General features: G+C 72.7%; 14 protein-coding genes. 5 read left to right on the forward strand and 9 right to left on the reverse strand.

What is annotated here, in order from left to right; translation table 11 throughout:
- Positions 1-2 precede the first annotated feature (2 nt).
- The 3 genes from ACFYL4_RS12990 to ACFYL4_RS13000 are packed head-to-tail and all read right to left on the reverse strand — an operon-like array spanning position 3 to position 2556.
- Positions 3-1016 (reverse strand): phosphotransferase family protein, encoded by a 1014-nt coding sequence (locus tag ACFYL4_RS12990; protein ID WP_387518456.1) that lies wholly within the window; start codon positions 1014-1016, stop codon positions 3-5.
- Positions 1013-1795 (reverse strand): SDR family oxidoreductase, encoded by a 783-nt coding sequence (locus ACFYL4_RS12995; RefSeq protein WP_357761815.1) that lies wholly within the window; start codon positions 1793-1795, stop codon positions 1013-1015. The genes ACFYL4_RS12990 and ACFYL4_RS12995 overlap by 4 nt, the downstream gene beginning before the upstream one ends.
- A 5-nt stretch (positions 1796-1800) precedes the next feature.
- A complete protein-coding gene (locus tag ACFYL4_RS13000; RefSeq protein WP_387518457.1) occupies positions 1801-2556 on the reverse strand; it encodes an SDR family oxidoreductase in 756 nt (251 codons plus the stop codon).
- A gap of 150 nt (positions 2557-2706) precedes the next feature.
- Here ACFYL4_RS13000 and ACFYL4_RS13005 point away from each other — a divergent pair, with 150 nt between their 5' ends.
- Together ACFYL4_RS13005 and ACFYL4_RS13010 are read left to right on the forward strand one after the other, a co-directional pair.
- Positions 2707-2988, forward strand: coding sequence for a GNAT family N-acetyltransferase (locus ACFYL4_RS13005; RefSeq protein WP_357761635.1), 282 nt, complete (start codon positions 2707-2709; stop codon positions 2986-2988).
- Between the two features lie 27 nt (positions 2989-3015).
- The gene (locus tag ACFYL4_RS13010; protein WP_387518458.1) at positions 3016-3930 is read left to right on the forward strand and encodes an LLM class flavin-dependent oxidoreductase; all 915 of its coding nucleotides are present in this window, start codon (positions 3016-3018) and stop codon (positions 3928-3930) included.
- Positions 3931-4033: 103 nt separating this feature from the next.
- Here the strand turns inward: ACFYL4_RS13010 and ACFYL4_RS13015 are convergent, their stop codons facing one another.
- Both ACFYL4_RS13015 and ACFYL4_RS13020 read right to left on the reverse strand, forming a co-directional pair.
- Positions 4034-4993 carry a zinc-binding alcohol dehydrogenase family protein gene (locus ACFYL4_RS13015; RefSeq protein ID WP_387518459.1) on the reverse strand — a complete coding sequence of 320 codons (960 nt, stop codon included), beginning with the start codon at positions 4991-4993 and terminating at the stop codon, positions 4034-4036.
- Between the two features lie 167 nt (positions 4994-5160).
- Positions 5161-6576, reverse strand: coding sequence for a phospholipid scramblase-related protein (locus ACFYL4_RS13020; RefSeq protein ID WP_387518460.1), 1416 nt, complete (start codon positions 6574-6576; stop codon positions 5161-5163).
- Between the two features lie 275 nt (positions 6577-6851).
- Between ACFYL4_RS13020 and ACFYL4_RS13025 the strand changes: the two genes are divergently transcribed.
- Together ACFYL4_RS13025 and ACFYL4_RS13030 are read left to right on the forward strand one after the other, a co-directional pair.
- Entirely contained in the window at positions 6852-8366 is a 1515-nt protein-coding gene (locus ACFYL4_RS13025; RefSeq protein WP_387518461.1) for a carboxylesterase/lipase family protein, read from the forward strand.
- A gap of 80 nt (positions 8367-8446) precedes the next feature.
- Positions 8447-9187 carry a GTP pyrophosphokinase family protein gene (locus ACFYL4_RS13030; protein ID WP_387518624.1) on the forward strand — a complete coding sequence of 247 codons (741 nt, stop codon included), beginning with the start codon at positions 8447-8449 and terminating at the stop codon, positions 9185-9187.
- A 19-nt stretch (positions 9188-9206) separates the two neighbouring features.
- On the opposite strand, the gene ACFYL4_RS13035 is transcribed toward ACFYL4_RS13030, so the two are convergent.
- The 4 genes from ACFYL4_RS13035 to ACFYL4_RS13050 form a co-directional block, all read right to left on the reverse strand.
- Positions 9207-9503: a hypothetical protein gene (locus ACFYL4_RS13035; RefSeq protein ID WP_387518462.1), complete on the reverse strand. Its 297-nt coding sequence runs from the start codon at positions 9501-9503 to the stop codon at positions 9207-9209.
- A 43-nt stretch (positions 9504-9546) separates the two neighbouring features.
- Positions 9547-11970: a Tex family protein gene (locus tag ACFYL4_RS13040; RefSeq protein ID WP_387518463.1), complete on the reverse strand. Its 2424-nt coding sequence runs from the start codon at positions 11968-11970 to the stop codon at positions 9547-9549.
- A gap of 247 nt (positions 11971-12217) precedes the next feature.
- Positions 12218-12709, reverse strand: coding sequence for an SRPBCC family protein (locus ACFYL4_RS13045; protein WP_387518464.1), 492 nt, complete (start codon positions 12707-12709; stop codon positions 12218-12220).
- A gap of 181 nt (positions 12710-12890) precedes the next feature.
- The gene (locus ACFYL4_RS13050) at positions 12891-13238 is read right to left on the reverse strand and encodes a hypothetical protein (protein WP_357761612.1); all 348 of its coding nucleotides are present in this window, start codon (positions 13236-13238) and stop codon (positions 12891-12893) included.
- Positions 13239-13416: 178 nt separating this feature from the next.
- On the opposite strand from ACFYL4_RS13050, the gene ACFYL4_RS13055 reads away from it, so the two are divergent.
- Complete coding sequence (locus ACFYL4_RS13055; RefSeq protein ID WP_387518465.1) at positions 13417-14109, forward strand: winged helix-turn-helix domain-containing protein; 693 nt, start codon at positions 13417-13419, stop codon at positions 14107-14109.
- Positions 14110-14374 lie beyond the last annotated feature (265 nt).

Raw genomic sequence — 14374 nt, forward strand, 5'->3', positions numbered from 1 at the left:
CCTCAGTCCTCCTCAAGAACGGAACGCGCCCGACGGACCAGGGGGGCGACGACGTCCCCGATCCCGTCGAAGCCCGCCCCCACGGTCAGTCCGCGCGTGTGCCGGTAGTGGATGCCCTCGGCGATCACCGCGAGCTTGAAGCAGCCGAAGGCCACGTACCAGCCGATCCGGGACACGTCCCGTCCGGTCGCGGCCGCGTACGCCCGCGCCAGTTCGGCGGAGTCGGGGAACCCCTCGGCGGAGGTGGCCGGCCGGGCCCCGCCGATGACGGGCTGTTCCCGGTAGACCAGCATCAGGCCGAGGTCGACGAGCGGGTCGCCGAGGGTGGCCATCTCCCAGTCCAGGACGGCGGTGAGGCGCCCGTCCCCGGTGACCAGCACGTTGTCCAGCCGGTAGTCGCCGTGCACGATCGCGGGCGCTCCCTGCTCGGGGAGCGTGGCGGCGAGCCGGTCGCGGAGTTCGTCGACGCCGGGGATGTCACGGCTGCGCGAGGCCTCCAGCTGTCGGCTCCACCGGCGCACCTGGCGTTCCAGGAACCCGTCCGGGCGGCCGAAGTCGCCCAGGCCCACCGCCTCGGGGTCCACGGCGTGCAGCGCGCCGAGCGTGGCGATCAGCGCGCTGGCGATCGAGCGGACGCCCTCGGCGCCGAACGGGGCGATCTCGTCCAGGGTGCGCAGCGGGGTGCCCGCCACGTGCTCCATGACGTAGAACGGCGCGCCCAGGACGTCGGGGTCCTCGCACAGGACGTGCGTGCGCGGCACCGGGACGTCCGTCCCGCGCAGCGCGCTCATGACCCGGTACTCGCGGGGCATGTCGTGGGCGGTGGCCAGAACGTGCCCCAGGGGCGGGCGGCGCACCACCCACGAACCGGTGCCGTCGGTGACGGTGTAGGTGAGGTTGGACTTGCCGCCCGTGATCATCCGGCCCCCGAGCGGCCCCGCGACCAGGCCGGGCGCCGCGCGGTCCAGGTACGCGCGCAGCCGTTCGAGGTCCAGGCCGGGCAGCGCCTCGCTCATGTCCGCTCCTCGGTCGTGAACACCCGGGCCTGGATGCGGCGCATCCCGGCCAGCCAGGCGTCGGTGTCGGTGGCCCTGGCCGCGTAGTAGTCGGCGACGCGGGGGTGCGGCAGGATGAGGAAGCGTCCGTCGGCCAGTCCGGCGAGCGCCGCCTCGGCGACCTCCTCGGGGCTGATGGCCTCCCCTTCCAGGATGGCCCTGCCCTCCGGTCCGGTGGAGTCGAGCATGTCGGTGCGCACGCCCAGCGGGCACAGGCACTGGGTGGTGACGCCCCGGTCCCCGTAGGTGGCCGACATCCACTCGCCGAAGGCCAGAGCCGCGTGCTTGGTCACCGAGTACGGAGCGCTGCCCAGCATGCTGAGCAGCCCGGCGGCCGACACGGTGGTGAGCAGGTGTCCACGGCCGCGTTCGAGCCATCCGGGAAGCAACAGGCGGGCCGCACGCACGTGAGCCATCACGTTGACCTGCCAGGACAGGTCCCAGTCGGACTCCGGCGCCTCAGGGCCTCCGTGGACGCCGACCCCGGCGTTGGCCACGTAGAGGTCGATTTCGTCCAGGTGCTCCCGGGCCCGGGCGACCAGGTGGGCCACGCCCTCCTCGGTCGCGGCGTCGCCGGGAACGGCGGTGCCGCCGACCTCCCGGGCCACCGCGTGCGCGGCGTCCGCGTCCAGGTCGTTGACCACGACCCGTGCACCGCCCCGGGCCAGGCCTCGTGCAAGGGCCGCGCCGATCCCGTTGCCGCCGCCGGTGACGACGGCGCCGATCCCGTTGGGGTCCATGGTGCTCACATCCCTCCGGTGAGGGTGACCCCGCCGTCCAGCACCAGGGTGCGGCCGGTGATCCACGCCGCGTCCTCGGAGAGGAGGAAGGCCACCGCTCCGGCGACGTCCTCGGGGACGCCGAGTCGGCCCAGCGGGTACTGTGCGGCGACCTTCTCCTCCCGCCCCTCGTACAGGGCCTCGGCGAAGCGGGTCTTGACGACGGCGGGGGCGACCCCGTTGACGCGGACGCCCGGGCCGAGTTCGACCGCGAGTTCCTCGGTGACGTGGGTGAGCATGGCCTTGGTGGCACCGTAGAAGCCGATGCCGGGGGCGGGTTTGGTTCCGGCCACGGAGGACACGTTGACGATGGCGCCGCCGTGTTCGGCGAGCCGCGCGCGGTAGGCCTTCTGGACCCAGGCGATGGCCGAGAGCGCGTTGACCTCGAAGATCTTGCGGGCGGCGTCCAGGTCGAGGTCGACCATACGGCCGTAGACGGGGTTGATGCCGGTGTTGTTGACGAGCAGGTCGAGACCGCCGAAGGCCTCCAGGGTGGCGGCGATCGCGGCGTCCTGGTGCTCGGGGTCGTCGGCCCGACCGGGTACGCCGATGGCGTGCTCGGGGCCGCCCAGCGCCTCGACGGCCTCACGGAGGGGTTCGGCCCCGCGCGCGGTGACGCACACGCGGGCGCCCTCGGAGACGAGCCGCTGGGCGATGGCCAGGCCGATGCCGCGACTGGCGCCGGTGATGATGGCGGTGCGCCCGATGAACCGCGATGTCATGCGTACTCCCTAGACCGACTGGTCGGTATGTCACGGAGACTCTACGTCCGCGAGGGCGCGTGCCGCAAGGGGACCAGGCGCGGGCCGGGGGAGAATGGCGGCCCGGGCGCGGGCACGACCGTCCGCGCCCCCGACGCAGGAGGTTCCACCATGGCCACCGAGGTCACCGACGTCCCCGACCGCCGCCGCTACGAGGTCAGAGCCGACGGTGAGGTCGCCGGGTTCGCCGAGTACATCCTCACCGACGGGCTCATCACCTTCACGCACACCGAGATCGACCCCGCCTACGAGGGGCGCGGGCTGGGCGGCACCCTCGTGCGGGAGGCCCTGGACGACGTGCGCGGGCGCGAGCTGGCCGTCCTCCCCCTGTGCCCCTTCGTCAAGGAGTGGATCGGGCGCCACCGCGAGTACGCCGACCTCGTGTACCGCTGAGACCCCGCACCGAAAGGAGACAGCAGAGTGGGTACCGACTACGGGCGCGACATCGCCTTCGGGGTCTTCCCCTCGCCGGACGCCGCCCCGGACGCCCTGCGGCGCACCTGGGCGGTGGTCGAGGCGGCCGAACGCGGCGGGCTCGACCTCGCGGGGTTCCAGGACCACCCCTACCAGCGCCGCCACCTGGACGCCTGGAGCCTGATGGCCACGGTGCTGGCCCGCACCGAGCGGCTGCGGGTCTTTCCCGACGTCGCCCACCTCCCCCTGAGGTCCCCGGCGGTCATGGCCAAACAGGCGGCCACGCTCGACGTGCTCTCCGGCGGCCGGTTCGAGCTGGGCCTGGGCGCCGGGGCGTTCTGGGAGGCGATCGAGGCCATGGGCGGTCGGCGCCGCACGCCGCGTGAGGCCGCCGACGCCCTCCTGGAGGCGATGGAGGTGATCCGTCTGATGTGGTCGGACCAGCGGTCGGTCCGTTTCGAGGGCGACCACTACCGGCTGGCAGGGGTCAAACCCGGTCCCGCCCCGGCGCACGACATGGGGATCTGGCTCGGAGTGAGCGGTCCGCGGCTGCTGGGGGCGGTGGGGCGCGCCGCCGACGGGTGGGTGGTCTCCCATCCCTACCTGGGCACGGAGGCGCTGCCGGGGATGCACGCGCGCATCGACGAGGGCGCCGCGGAGGCGGGCCGGGAACCGGCGCACGTGCGACGCGTCTACAACCTGTGGGGCACCATCACCGGCCACGGGGTCGGCGGTGACTCCGGGGAGGCGTTGCGCGGTCCGGTGGAGGCGTGGGTGGAGGCGGTCACGGGGTTCGTGCTGGAGCACGGCATGGACACGTTCGTGCTCGGTCCGGCGGAGGGGGCGGCGTCCCAGGTGGAGGTGTTCGCCGCCGAGGTGGTGCCCGCGGTCCGGGCGGCGGTGGAGGCGGCCCGGGCCTGAGGCGGGTCTTCCTCCGTTCCGGGCGAAAGGGTCCGGAACGGAGGAATCAGACAAATGTGAATCTACATCGTCAAGGTGATGCTCCTGGCGTGTCCGGTACGGGTTACGCCGAAGGGTCCAGGGTCAGTTTGCCCACGGTGCCGCGCGAGCGCAGATCCTCGTGGGCGCGGTGCGCCTCGGACAGGGGGTAGATGGTCCCGAGCACCGGCCGCAGCGCGCCCTCGGAGACCAGCGCGAACAGTTCGTTCATCGCCTGCCTCACCACGTCGCCCGGCAGTAGGAACGCGTGAGGGAGCCACATGCCGCCGACGATGGTGGAGTGGCGCATGAGGTTGGGCAGCTTCACGGGGGCGGGGAGCTCACGCGAGGCCATGCCGTAGAAGCCCAGGCGGCCGAAGGGGGCCAGCGCCCGCACGCTCTCGTCGGTGACCCGGCCGCCCACCATGTCGAGGACGACGTCGACCCGCCGGCCCTCGTTGGCCTCGATGAGGGCGGCGGTCATGTCGGGTGCGGCGGAGTCCACCACGGCGTCCGCGCCCAGCCCCAGGGCCAGGTCGCGCTTGTCACCGGTGCTGGCCACGGCGATCACCCGGCCCGCGCCGAACCGCTTGGCGAGCTGCACGGCCAACGTGCCGACCCCGCCGCCCGCCGCGTGCACCACGACCGACTCCCCGGGCTCGACCCGGGTCGTCTTGCGCAGCAGCATCCAGGCCGAGGCGCCCTGTACGACCAGGGACAGCGCGGCCGCGTCGGTCACGTCGTCGGGGATGTCGTAGGCCAGGTTGGGGTCGACCGCCGCCCGCTGCGCGTACCCGCCGCCGCCGTTGAGCAGGGCCACGACCCGGCGACCGTCCGGGGTGCGCCCCGCGACCTCGCTGCCGGGAACCAGCGGCAGGGACGAGGGGGAGAGGTAGCTGTTCTCCGCCTGGTGGGTGTCGGCGAAGTTCACCCCGCTCAGGGCCACGTCGACCACGATCTGGCCGGGGCCGGGCTCCGGTTCCGGCAGGTCCGTGGGTACGAGGACCTCGGGTCCGCCGAACTCGGTGATCTGGATGGCGCGCATGGTGGGCCCTTCCCGGTGGTGGAGCGGTGTCGGGCGGACATCATACCGACCAGATGGTATGTGTGGTGGACCCGCTGTCCCACGGGCGTGTGGCGCCGCGAAGCGGACGGGCCCCTCGCCGCGGCGGTGCGCCGGGGTCGAGGGGCCCGTGTACGGAAGCGCAGGACCTACCTGCGACGCGAGGAACCGCCGCCGGAGCGCCGGGAACCGCCCGAGCGGCCCGAACCGCTCGAACGGCTGCTGGAGGAGCGGCCCGAACTGCTGGAACGGCTACTGGAAGAGCGTCCGGAAGCGCTGGAACGGCCGCTGGAGGAGCGACCGGAAGCGCTGCCGCCGGAGCTGCGGAAGCCTCCCGAAGCGCTCCCGGACCCGTTCCGGCCGGAGTCGCTCCGGGACGAGAAGCCCCCGGAGGAGGACCGGCGCGAGGACGAGGTGCCGCGCGAGGACGACGCGCTCCCCCGGGAGGAGGTTCCCCGGGCCGCCGAGGCCCCGCGTGAGGTGGACGCTCCCTTGGCCGGGGGACGTCCGCTCGCCATGGGTAGACCCGAGGACGCGGCTCCCGGGCTCCCGGTCGTCCCGTCCCGCGCGGGTCGGGCCGTCCGGTTCTGCGACGAGTCGCGCCGGGACCCGGCCGCCCGCGAGGTGCCGCCGCTCTGGGAGCGCCCCTGGCGTTCGCGGCGGGAGGTCGACCCGCTGGAGGGGGCCTCCGAACGCGAGGCGAACCCGCCTCCGCCCCGGCGCTCCACGCGCGGCGTGCGGGTGGCCCGAGGTGCGGGTGCCTCGGAGCGGCTGGAGAGCGGGCGGTAGGAGCCCCGTGAACCGCCCACGCGGTCACGGGGGGCCGTGCTCCGACGGCGTACCGGCCGGAAGGTGTGCACCACCAGGGGCGGGCGCTGGCGCCGGCTGACCACGTACCCGCGCCGGGGGTGGTGCCAGTGGTGGCGCGGTTCGTAGCCGTACTCGGGGTAGCGCCGAAAGTCCGCGTAGTGGGAGTGGTAGAACTCCGGCTCGCGCTCGTGCAGCAGCACGTCGATGGTGATCGCGGCGCCGATCACCAGGCGGCGCAGCGGCCAGGGCAGGTCGTAGGCGAACTCCAGCGCGTAGCGGTCCTCGGTGGTGAAGAACTGGCCGCCCAGCCCGGGGTGCTCCTTGCCGATCCGGGCGATCTCGATCCCGGCGTGGTCCAGGACGGTGAAGTCCCAGCCGCTCCAGTCGCCGCGGATCTCGGCGACGGTGTGGCCCCGGGGGTCGTTGAGCCGGAACCGCGATCCCATGAAGGAGCGGTCCTGGACGATGCTGCCGTAGGGCTCGTTGTGCGGGCCGCTCACGTGGATGTAGGGGCGGCCCCGGTCCCAGGGCTTGTCCAGGCTCAGGAGCGGGTGCCCGTCGGGCGCGTAGATCGTGAACCGGTGGGGCAGTTGGGAGCTGCGCCGGTGCGAGTGCGTCCACGCGGTCATGTGCTCGTTCACGTACGCGAGCGGCTGTCCGTGCTCGCTGAGGACCTCGTAGTGTCCTTCGGCCGAGAACAGGCGGCGGGGTTGCTCGACCAGCAACACGGGCGCGGTGAACAGGGGTGCGTGCATGTGGGGGCCTTTCCGGCGCTGTCGCCCTGGGGCGGCGGGTCGGTTGGGTGCCAGTCGGCTGGTTGCGCAGCGGGGAGAATTCGGGAGAATCCAGCAGAAAACCTATCGTCTGGTTTCGACGGAGGCGCACTCCTCCGGGTTCCCCGGCGTGGGGGACGCTCCCGTGGGCACCGGCCCCGGGCCCCTCGCGGCGGTCGGGCCCGGTCCGGCCTTGCGCCGCCCTACCTAACGTTGTTAGGTAGGGGTGCCCCGACCGATCCCCCCAGGAGGCACCCGTGAACGCCCAGTACATCGTCGACACCCGGAACGGACCGGTGCGCGGCGCCCCGTCCCCACGGTCCGAGGACGGGCGGATCACGGCCCACCTGGGCATCCCGTACGCGGCGGCCCCCTTCGGCGAACGCCGCTTCGCCGCCCCCGCGCCCCCGCCCGCCTGGAACGGTGTCCGCGACTGCGTCGAGGCCGGACCGCCCGCGCCCCAGAGCGCCCGGTTCATCGGTACCGAACCCTGGGACTCCGAGACCTCCCTGGACTGCCTCGTCCTCAACGTGTGGTCCCCGGGACCGGCGACCGGCGGCGACGGCGCGGGCTCCCCGGTCATGGTGTGGATTCACGGCGGCGCCTACATCGTCGGCTCCGGGGCCGAGGCCACCTACGACGGGACCCGACTCGCCGAGGCCGGGACGGTCGTGGTCACCGTCAACTACCGCCTGGGCTTCGAGGGCTTCGGCCACGTCCCGGGCCGTCCCGACAACCGTGGCCTGCTCGACCAGATCGCCGCCCTGCGCTGGGTCCGCGACAACATCGCCGCGTTCGGCGGCGATCCGGGCAACGTCACCGTCGCGGGGGAGTCCGCGGGCGCCGGTTCCGTGGTCTGCCTGATGGCCTCGCCCGCGGCGCGCGGCCTGTTCCGCCGCGCCGTCGCGCACAGCGTTCCCGGCGACATGCTCACCGTGGGCACCGCCCGGTTGCTGGCCGAGGGGATCGCCGGGGTCATCGGGGTGCCCCTGGAGGCCGACGCCCTGGCCGGGGTTCCCCCCGAGAGGCTCCTGGCCGCCACCGACACCGTGCTGGCCGGTACCGGCAGGACCAGCAAGGGTGTGCGGACCAGGGCGTTCACCTGTTACGGGCCCGTGGTCGGCGGTCCCGAGCTGCCCGAACCGCCCCTGGAGGCGATCGCCCGGGGCGCCGCCGCCGACGTGGACCTGCTGGTGGGACACAACACCGACGAGTTCACGCTCTTCACCGGCCTCGGGCAGCGGGTGGAGATCGACGGTGAGGCGGCGCTGGCAGTGGCCGCGAGTCGTCTCGGCCTGGGGGAGGACGCGGTGGAGGTCTACCGCGCGGCCCACCCCGGGGCCTCCCTCACCCGTCTCTACGACGAGATCCGCGGCGACGCCATGTTCTGCGAGTACTCCACCCGTGTCGCCGAGGCGCACGCGGCGGCGGGCGCGAGCGCGCACTTCTTCCGGTTCGCGGCGCGCAGCCGGGTCCTGGGCGGAGCCCTGGGCGCCTGTCACGCGTTCGAGCTGCCCTTGGCCTTCGGGAACACGGACTGCGACCTGGCGCGGTTCCTGTGCGAGGGCGACCCGGGCCCCGAGTACCTGGCCCTGTCCGAGCGGATGAGGGCGGCCTGGACCGGTTTCGCGGCCGTCGGGGACCCCGGCTGGGAGCCGGTCCGGCCGGGTGCGACCACGGCCCGGGTGTGGGACCTGGAGGACTCCCTGGTGACCGACGGGAGGTCCCCGCTGAGGGACCTGTGGGCCGGGGTGGCGTTCGCCCCGAAGTAGTTCCCGTGCCCCCGGGGGCCCCGGTGGTCGATAACATCGGACACGGGGACGCGTACTGGTGCGACGGGGGTCGATGCGTGGTGGATGACGTTCCGGAGGCGCTGCTGGCCGCACGCGACGACGTCGCGCGCTTCCTCCTGTCGTACAAGTTCGCGATCGACACCGTGATGGCCAAGGTCAACATCCTCAACGAGGAGTTCCGCTACACCCACGACCACAACCCGATCGAACACGTGAGCTCACGGCTCAAGACCCCGGCCAGCATCATGGAGAAGGCGCGGCGGCGGGGGGTGCCCTACGACCTCAACGAGATCCGCGGGTCCATCCTCGACATCGCCGGTATCCGGGTGACGTGCAGTTTCGTCTCGGACACCTACGCCATCCGGGACATGCTGGCCGGGCACGAGGACATCCGGGTGATGGAGGAGCGCGACTACATCCGTTCGCCCAAGCCCAACGGGTACCGGAGTCTGCACCTGCTGGTGGAGACCCAGGTGCGGATGTCGGACCGTACCGAGGACGTGCCGGTGGAGATCCAGATCCGCACGATCGCGATGGACTTCTGGGCCAGCCTGGAACACAAGATCTACTACAAGTACGCCAAATCGGTCCCGGACCGGCTGCTGGACGAGATCCGTGAGGCGGCCGAGACCGCCAACCAGCTGGACGTGACCATGGAGCGCCTGCACGGGGAGGTCCGGGAGCAGGGCGACCGCTCCAGGGCGCCGCTGCCCGGCCCGGAGGAGCTGCGCAAGCTGCCGTTGGCCGACGAACTGCTGCGGGCGCTGGCCGACCGGGTCAACTCCGAACGCTCCGACTGACGGCGGGTGGAACCCGAGGTCAGGACGCCTCCGTGCGGGAGACGACCTCGCTGGAGAGCAGGACGCGCTTCTCCCGGGTGTCGGCGGTGAGCACGGTGAGGAACTGGCTGCCGTTCTGGACGACGTAGGCGTACACCACCTCGTCCCGGAGCTCGACGCGTTCCTCGGGCACCCACACCTCGTCGACGACGGCCGCTCCCAACAGGACCGCGACCAGGGGGACGAAGAACGCCAGGAGCCACAGGGTGATCCGGCCCGCGCCGGTCGCCCCACAGGGAGAAGGGGTCCCCGACCAGTCGGGAACCCCACACCTCACCGACCCTGTCGGACCCGTGGTCCGGCGGGCAACGGGTTACGGGCTACGTGCCCAGACCGGCGCGGCGCAGCGCGTCGGCCATGGCGCCCGAGGGCGCCGGAGCGGAGTCCCGTCCGCCGTTGCCGCGACCGCCGCCACGGCGCTGCTCGCCGCCGCGTCCGCCCTGGCGTCCGCCGGAACCGCCTCGGCCCTGGCCGCCGCCGTTCCCGCCGCCCGAGCGGGTGCCGCGCTCGCCGCGCTCGCCGCCCTGGCCGCCGGGCGCGGGCGCCTCGTCGTCCAGACGCATGGTGAGCGAGATGCGCTTGCGCGGGATGTCGACCTCGCGCACCTTCACCTTGACGATGTCACCCGGCTTGACGACGTCGCGCGGATCTTCCACGAACTTGTGGGACAGCGCCGACACGTGCACGAGTCCGTCCTGGTGCACGCCCACGTCCACGAACGCCCCGAAGGCGGCCACGTTGGTGACCACGCCCTCCAGGATCATGCCCTGCTCCAGGTCGTCCAGCTTCTCCACGCCCTCCTTGAAGGTGGCGGTGGTGAAGGCGGGACGCGGGTCGCGGCCGGGCTTCTCCAGTTCGCTGAGGATGTCGGTGACGGTCGGGAGCCCGAACTTCTCGTCCACGAAGTCCTGGGGGCGCACGGCCGCCAGTGCCTTCTTGTCGCCGATCAACGACGCGAGGTCGGTGCCGGAGCGGTCCAGGATGCGCCGCACCACCGGGTACGCCTCGGGGTGCACCGCCGACGCGTCCAGCGGGTCGTCGCCGCCCGGTACCCGCAGGAAGCCCGCGCACTGCTCGAACGCCTTGGGGCCCAGCCGGGGCACGGACCGCAGTGCCTCACGGGTCCGGAACGGTCCGTTGGCGTCGCGGTGCGAGACGATGTTGCGGGCCAGGGTCGAGGTCACCCCCGACACCCGGGTGAGCAGCGGTACGGACGCGGTGTTGACGTCCACGCCCACGCCGTTCACGCAGTCCTCGACGACGGCGTCCAGGGAGCGCGACAGCTTCGCCTCGGCGAGGTCGTGCTGGTACTGGCCCACGCCGATGGACTTCGGGTCGATCTTGACCAGCTCGGCCAACGGGTCCTGGAGGCGCCGGGCGATCGAGGCGGCCCCGCGCAGGGACACGTCCAGGTCCGGCAGTTCCTCGGAGGCGTAGGCCGAGGCCGAGTACACCGAGGCGCCCGCCTCCGACACCATCACCTTGGTCAGCTTCAGCTCGGGGTGGAGCTTGATGAGGTCGCCCGCGAGCTTGTCCGTCTCACGCGAGGCGGTGCCGTTGCCGATCGCCACCAGCTCCACGTCGTGCGCGGAGCACAGCTTGGCCAGCCGGTCGATCGATCCGTCCCAGTCCCGGCGGGGGGCGTGCGGGAAGACCGTGTCGGTGGCGACCACCTTGCCCGTGGGGTCGGTGACGGCGACCTTCACGCCGGTGCGCAGACCCGGGTCCAGGCCCAGGGTGGAACGGCTTCCTGCGGGGGCGGCCAGCAGCAGGTCGCGCAGGTTGGCGGCGAACACGTTGACGCCGTCGTCCTCGGCCTGCTGCCACAGGCGCATGCGCACGTCGATGTCGAGGCGGACCAGGACACGGGTGCGCCAGGCCCAGCGCACGGTGTCCTGGAGCCAGCGGTCGGCGGGGCGGCCCCGGTCGACGATCCCGAAGTGGGAGGCGATGGCGTTCTCGTAGGAGCTGCGCGGGACACCGCCGTCCGCGTTCGCCTCGGGGACCTCCTCCGGCTCCAGGTTGAGGGTGAGGACCTCCTCCTTCTCACCCCGGTACATCGCCAGGACGCGGTGCGAGGGCAGCGCGGTGAGGGGCTCGGAGAAGTCGAAGTAGTCGGCGAACTTGGCCCCGGCCTCCTCCTTGCCCTCACGGACCGACGAACCGAGGCGCCCCTTCGCCCACAGGCGTTCGCGCAGGGTGCCGGTGAGGTCGGCGTCCTCGGCGAAGGTCTCCACCAGGATCGCCCGGGCCCCGTCCAGGGCGGCCTTGACGTCGGCCACGCCCTTGTCGGCGTCCACGTAGGCGGCCGCGGCCTCCTGGGGGTCCTGTTCCGGGTCGCCGAGCAGGCCTTCGGCCAGCGGTGCCAGACCGGCCTCGCGGGCGGTCTGCGCCTTGGTGCGGCGCTTGGGCTTGAAGGGGAGGTAGATGTCCTCCAGGCGGGCCTTGGAGTCGGCCTCGTTGATCCGCGCCTCCAGCGCGTCGTCCAACTTGCCCTGGGAACGGATCGACTCCAGGATCGCGCTCCGGCGTTCGGCCAGTTCACGCAGGTAGCGCAGGCGCTCCTCCAGGGCGCGCAGCTGGGCGTCGTCCAGCGCTCCGGTGGCCTCCTTGCGGTACCGGGCGATGAAGGGCACGGTCGACCCGGCGTCGAGCATGTCGACGGCGGCACTGACCTGATGCGCGCCCACGCCGAGCTCCTCGGCGATGCGCTGGTCGATCGTGGGTGTCACAGGGGTCGTCACGAGTAAACGTCCACTCTCTGGCTGTTCGGTGCGCGGACATTCTCGCGGTGCGCGGGGTCGTTGTCATCCCGGCGCGTCGCCGTCCGCCCTCCCAGGTTGCCGCACCGCCGGTCGTGTCCGGACCGGGGGCGTGTCCGGGCGGAGGGGGAGGAGTCCGGTTTCGCACCTTTCGTGGGAGAGGTCCCCGTACTCGGTCCGCCGTCGTGTCGACAGCCGCAGGTCCCGGGGAGGGCGCGCCGGGCGTCGGTCAGCCGTGCGCCTCGCGGACGTCCGTTCCCCGCTCCGCGAAGGCCTTGAAGTCCAGCATGTGCCGGAGCGACTGCTTACGGAAGGCCCCTGGTGCCAGGAACCCCACGAGCCGCATGAACAGGCCGTCGAACCGGTATTCGCTCTCGCTCGCCCAGAGCGTCGCCTCCGGCCCGGCCTGGGTCAGCCGGTCGCGCACGACGCTCCACATGCCCGCGCCGACGATCTCGCGGTCGAAGCGGACCACGCCCCCCTCGGGGATGTGGCGCAGGTCCGCCGGCTCCCGGCGCGTGACGGTCTCGGTGCACTCCATCCGCTGGTTCCCCGTCTGGAACACGACCCGGGACGTGGTGCCGACCTGCCCGTGCTCGCCGTCGACCGGCTCGTGCAGGACGAGGCCGCGTAGCCACTTCTCCACGTGTGCCGGGTCGGCCAGTAGCCGCGCCACCCTCTCCCTTGGGAGGGCGACCTCGATCGAGACGGTGTACTTCATGGCGGTGGGCTCCGGGTGTGCGAGGTGCGGCACGCGCGTGCCGCCTCGCCCCATGTTAGGCGGACCGTCGTGAAAGGACAGCGGTGACCTGCGCGTTCGTGCCGTCTCCCGGTGGCGCCGACGGGGTCGGTTCGGGGTCGCCCCCGCGCGGAGGGCTCCCGGAGTGCGGTGCGACCGGGGATCAGGGGCCGGTGCCGTCGAGGTAGTCGGGGGCGTAGTACTCGTCGACGGGGAGCGGGCCCCGGTATCCCTGGCACATGCACTGGCGGTAACTGGAGTCGGACTGCCCGGTCCAGCGGCCGGGGATGACCACCCGGGTCTGGCACCGCTTGGTCTCCTGGTCGTGGAAGACCAGGTTGTGGCCGCACCCGCAGACCGGCTGGGGGGAGCGCGGGCTCCGGTCGGGGATCTGCGGGGTGCCGTGGTGGCGCTGGAGTTCGCGCTGGGCCTCGCGACGGGCGGTGCGCCGCCCGGCCAGGTACCCGGCGGCGGCGATGGCCGCGCCGATGACCATGAAGAACGGTTCCATGGGGTGAACACCCTCCTCGAATCCCGGGTCCAGTCACGAGCCCCCGCCCATTGTCTCCCATCGCTTCGGCTTTCCGGAGGGCGGCGTGCCCCCGGATGTCCGCGACCCGCCGAAATTTCTCCAAAGGAAGTTCTGCAAAGGTCTTTTTGCAAAGAAATCTTTGGAGTAGGGTTCGAGCATGAACGACGAGGAGAACGCCGACGGGGCGTACGCGGCCCCCACGTCCATGGAGGTCGGCGCGGACGCACTGCGCGGACTGGCCCACCCCCTGCGCGCCCGCATCCTGGACGAGCTCACCGCCCAGGGAGCCGCCACCGCGACCATCCTGGCGGGACTGTTGGGGGAGAGCAGCGGCTCCACCAGCTACCACCTGCGCCAACTCGCCCGCTTCGGATTCGTCGAGATCGACCCCGAGCGCACCGGGCGCCGTGACCGCTGGTGGCGGCCCCGCCGGGGCGGATGGCACATGAGCGGAGTCGGGCACCTGGCCAACCCCGCCACCCGGGAGGCCGCGGAGATCGTCCTGGACCGCTACTACGACGGGCGCCGGGAGCGGCTCGAACGGTGGCGGAACCGGGTGCGGACCAGGCCCGACGACCCCCAGGTGCTCCGCTGGAAGGAAGCCATGCAGGACTCCCTGGCCCACCTGCGAATGACCCCGGAGGAGACCGAGGAGTTCGCCAAGGAACTCCAGGACCTCGTCCAGATGTGGAGCAGCCGGTTCGACGGGAGGTCCGCCGCGAGCCACCCCGACACCGAGGCGGTGGAACTGCACACCGACCTGTTCCCCCACCTCGCCGATCCGCCCGCCGCCACGGGGGAGGGGACTCCGGGCGGCGGCCCTGCGGGCGACCGGCCCGGCCAGGCCTGACCGGAAGCGCCCCGCGCCGCCCCCACCGGCGAATCCCGTCCCCCCAGTCTTCCGGGGGGACGCGGCCGGGGCCGCTCCAGGGTCGCCGCACAGCGCTGACGGGGCTTTCGCTCCCGGCCCCCGGTGACCACGGGCCCCGTCAGCACCACGGGTCCTGTTTGCATCGTGGGTCACATGGGCCCCGTCTGCCCCGCCGTCGTGCCCGTTTCGTGGACCTCTACCACCCTGCAGGCCCCACGCACCTCCCCGGCCTCAGCGACCCGAT

The sequence above is a fragment of the Nocardiopsis sp. NPDC006938 genome (assembly GCF_042869555.1).
Taxonomy (GTDB): Bacteria; Actinomycetota; Actinomycetes; order Streptosporangiales; family Streptosporangiaceae; genus Nocardiopsis.

Bases quoted from the DNA above. Each gene is read 5' to 3' on its own strand.
- ACFYL4_RS12990 (WP_387518456.1), bottom strand. From the start codon at position 1,016: ATGAGCGAGGCGCTGCCCGGCCTGGACCTCGAACGGCTGCGCGCGTAC.
- ACFYL4_RS12995 (WP_357761815.1), bottom strand. From the start codon at position 1,795: ATGGACCCCAACGGGATCGGCGCCGTCGTCACCGGCGGCGGCAACGGG.
- ACFYL4_RS13000 (WP_387518457.1), bottom strand. From the start codon at position 2,556: ATGACATCGCGGTTCATCGGGCGCACCGCCATCATCACCGGCGCCAGT.
- ACFYL4_RS13005 (WP_357761635.1), top strand. From the start codon at position 2,707: ATGGCCACCGAGGTCACCGACGTCCCCGACCGCCGCCGCTACGAGGTC.
- ACFYL4_RS13015 (WP_387518459.1), bottom strand. From the start codon at position 4,993: ATGCGCGCCATCCAGATCACCGAGTTCGGCGGACCCGAGGTCCTCGTA.
- ACFYL4_RS13020 (WP_387518460.1), bottom strand. From the start codon at position 6,576: ATGCACGCACCCCTGTTCACCGCGCCCGTGTTGCTGGTCGAGCAACCC.
- ACFYL4_RS13045 (WP_387518464.1), bottom strand. From the start codon at position 12,709: ATGAAGTACACCGTCTCGATCGAGGTCGCCCTCCCAAGGGAGAGGGTG.
- ACFYL4_RS13050 (WP_357761612.1), bottom strand. From the start codon at position 13,238: ATGGAACCGTTCTTCATGGTCATCGGCGCGGCCATCGCCGCCGCCGGG.
- ACFYL4_RS13055 (WP_387518465.1), top strand. From the start codon at position 13,417: ATGAACGACGAGGAGAACGCCGACGGGGCGTACGCGGCCCCCACGTCC.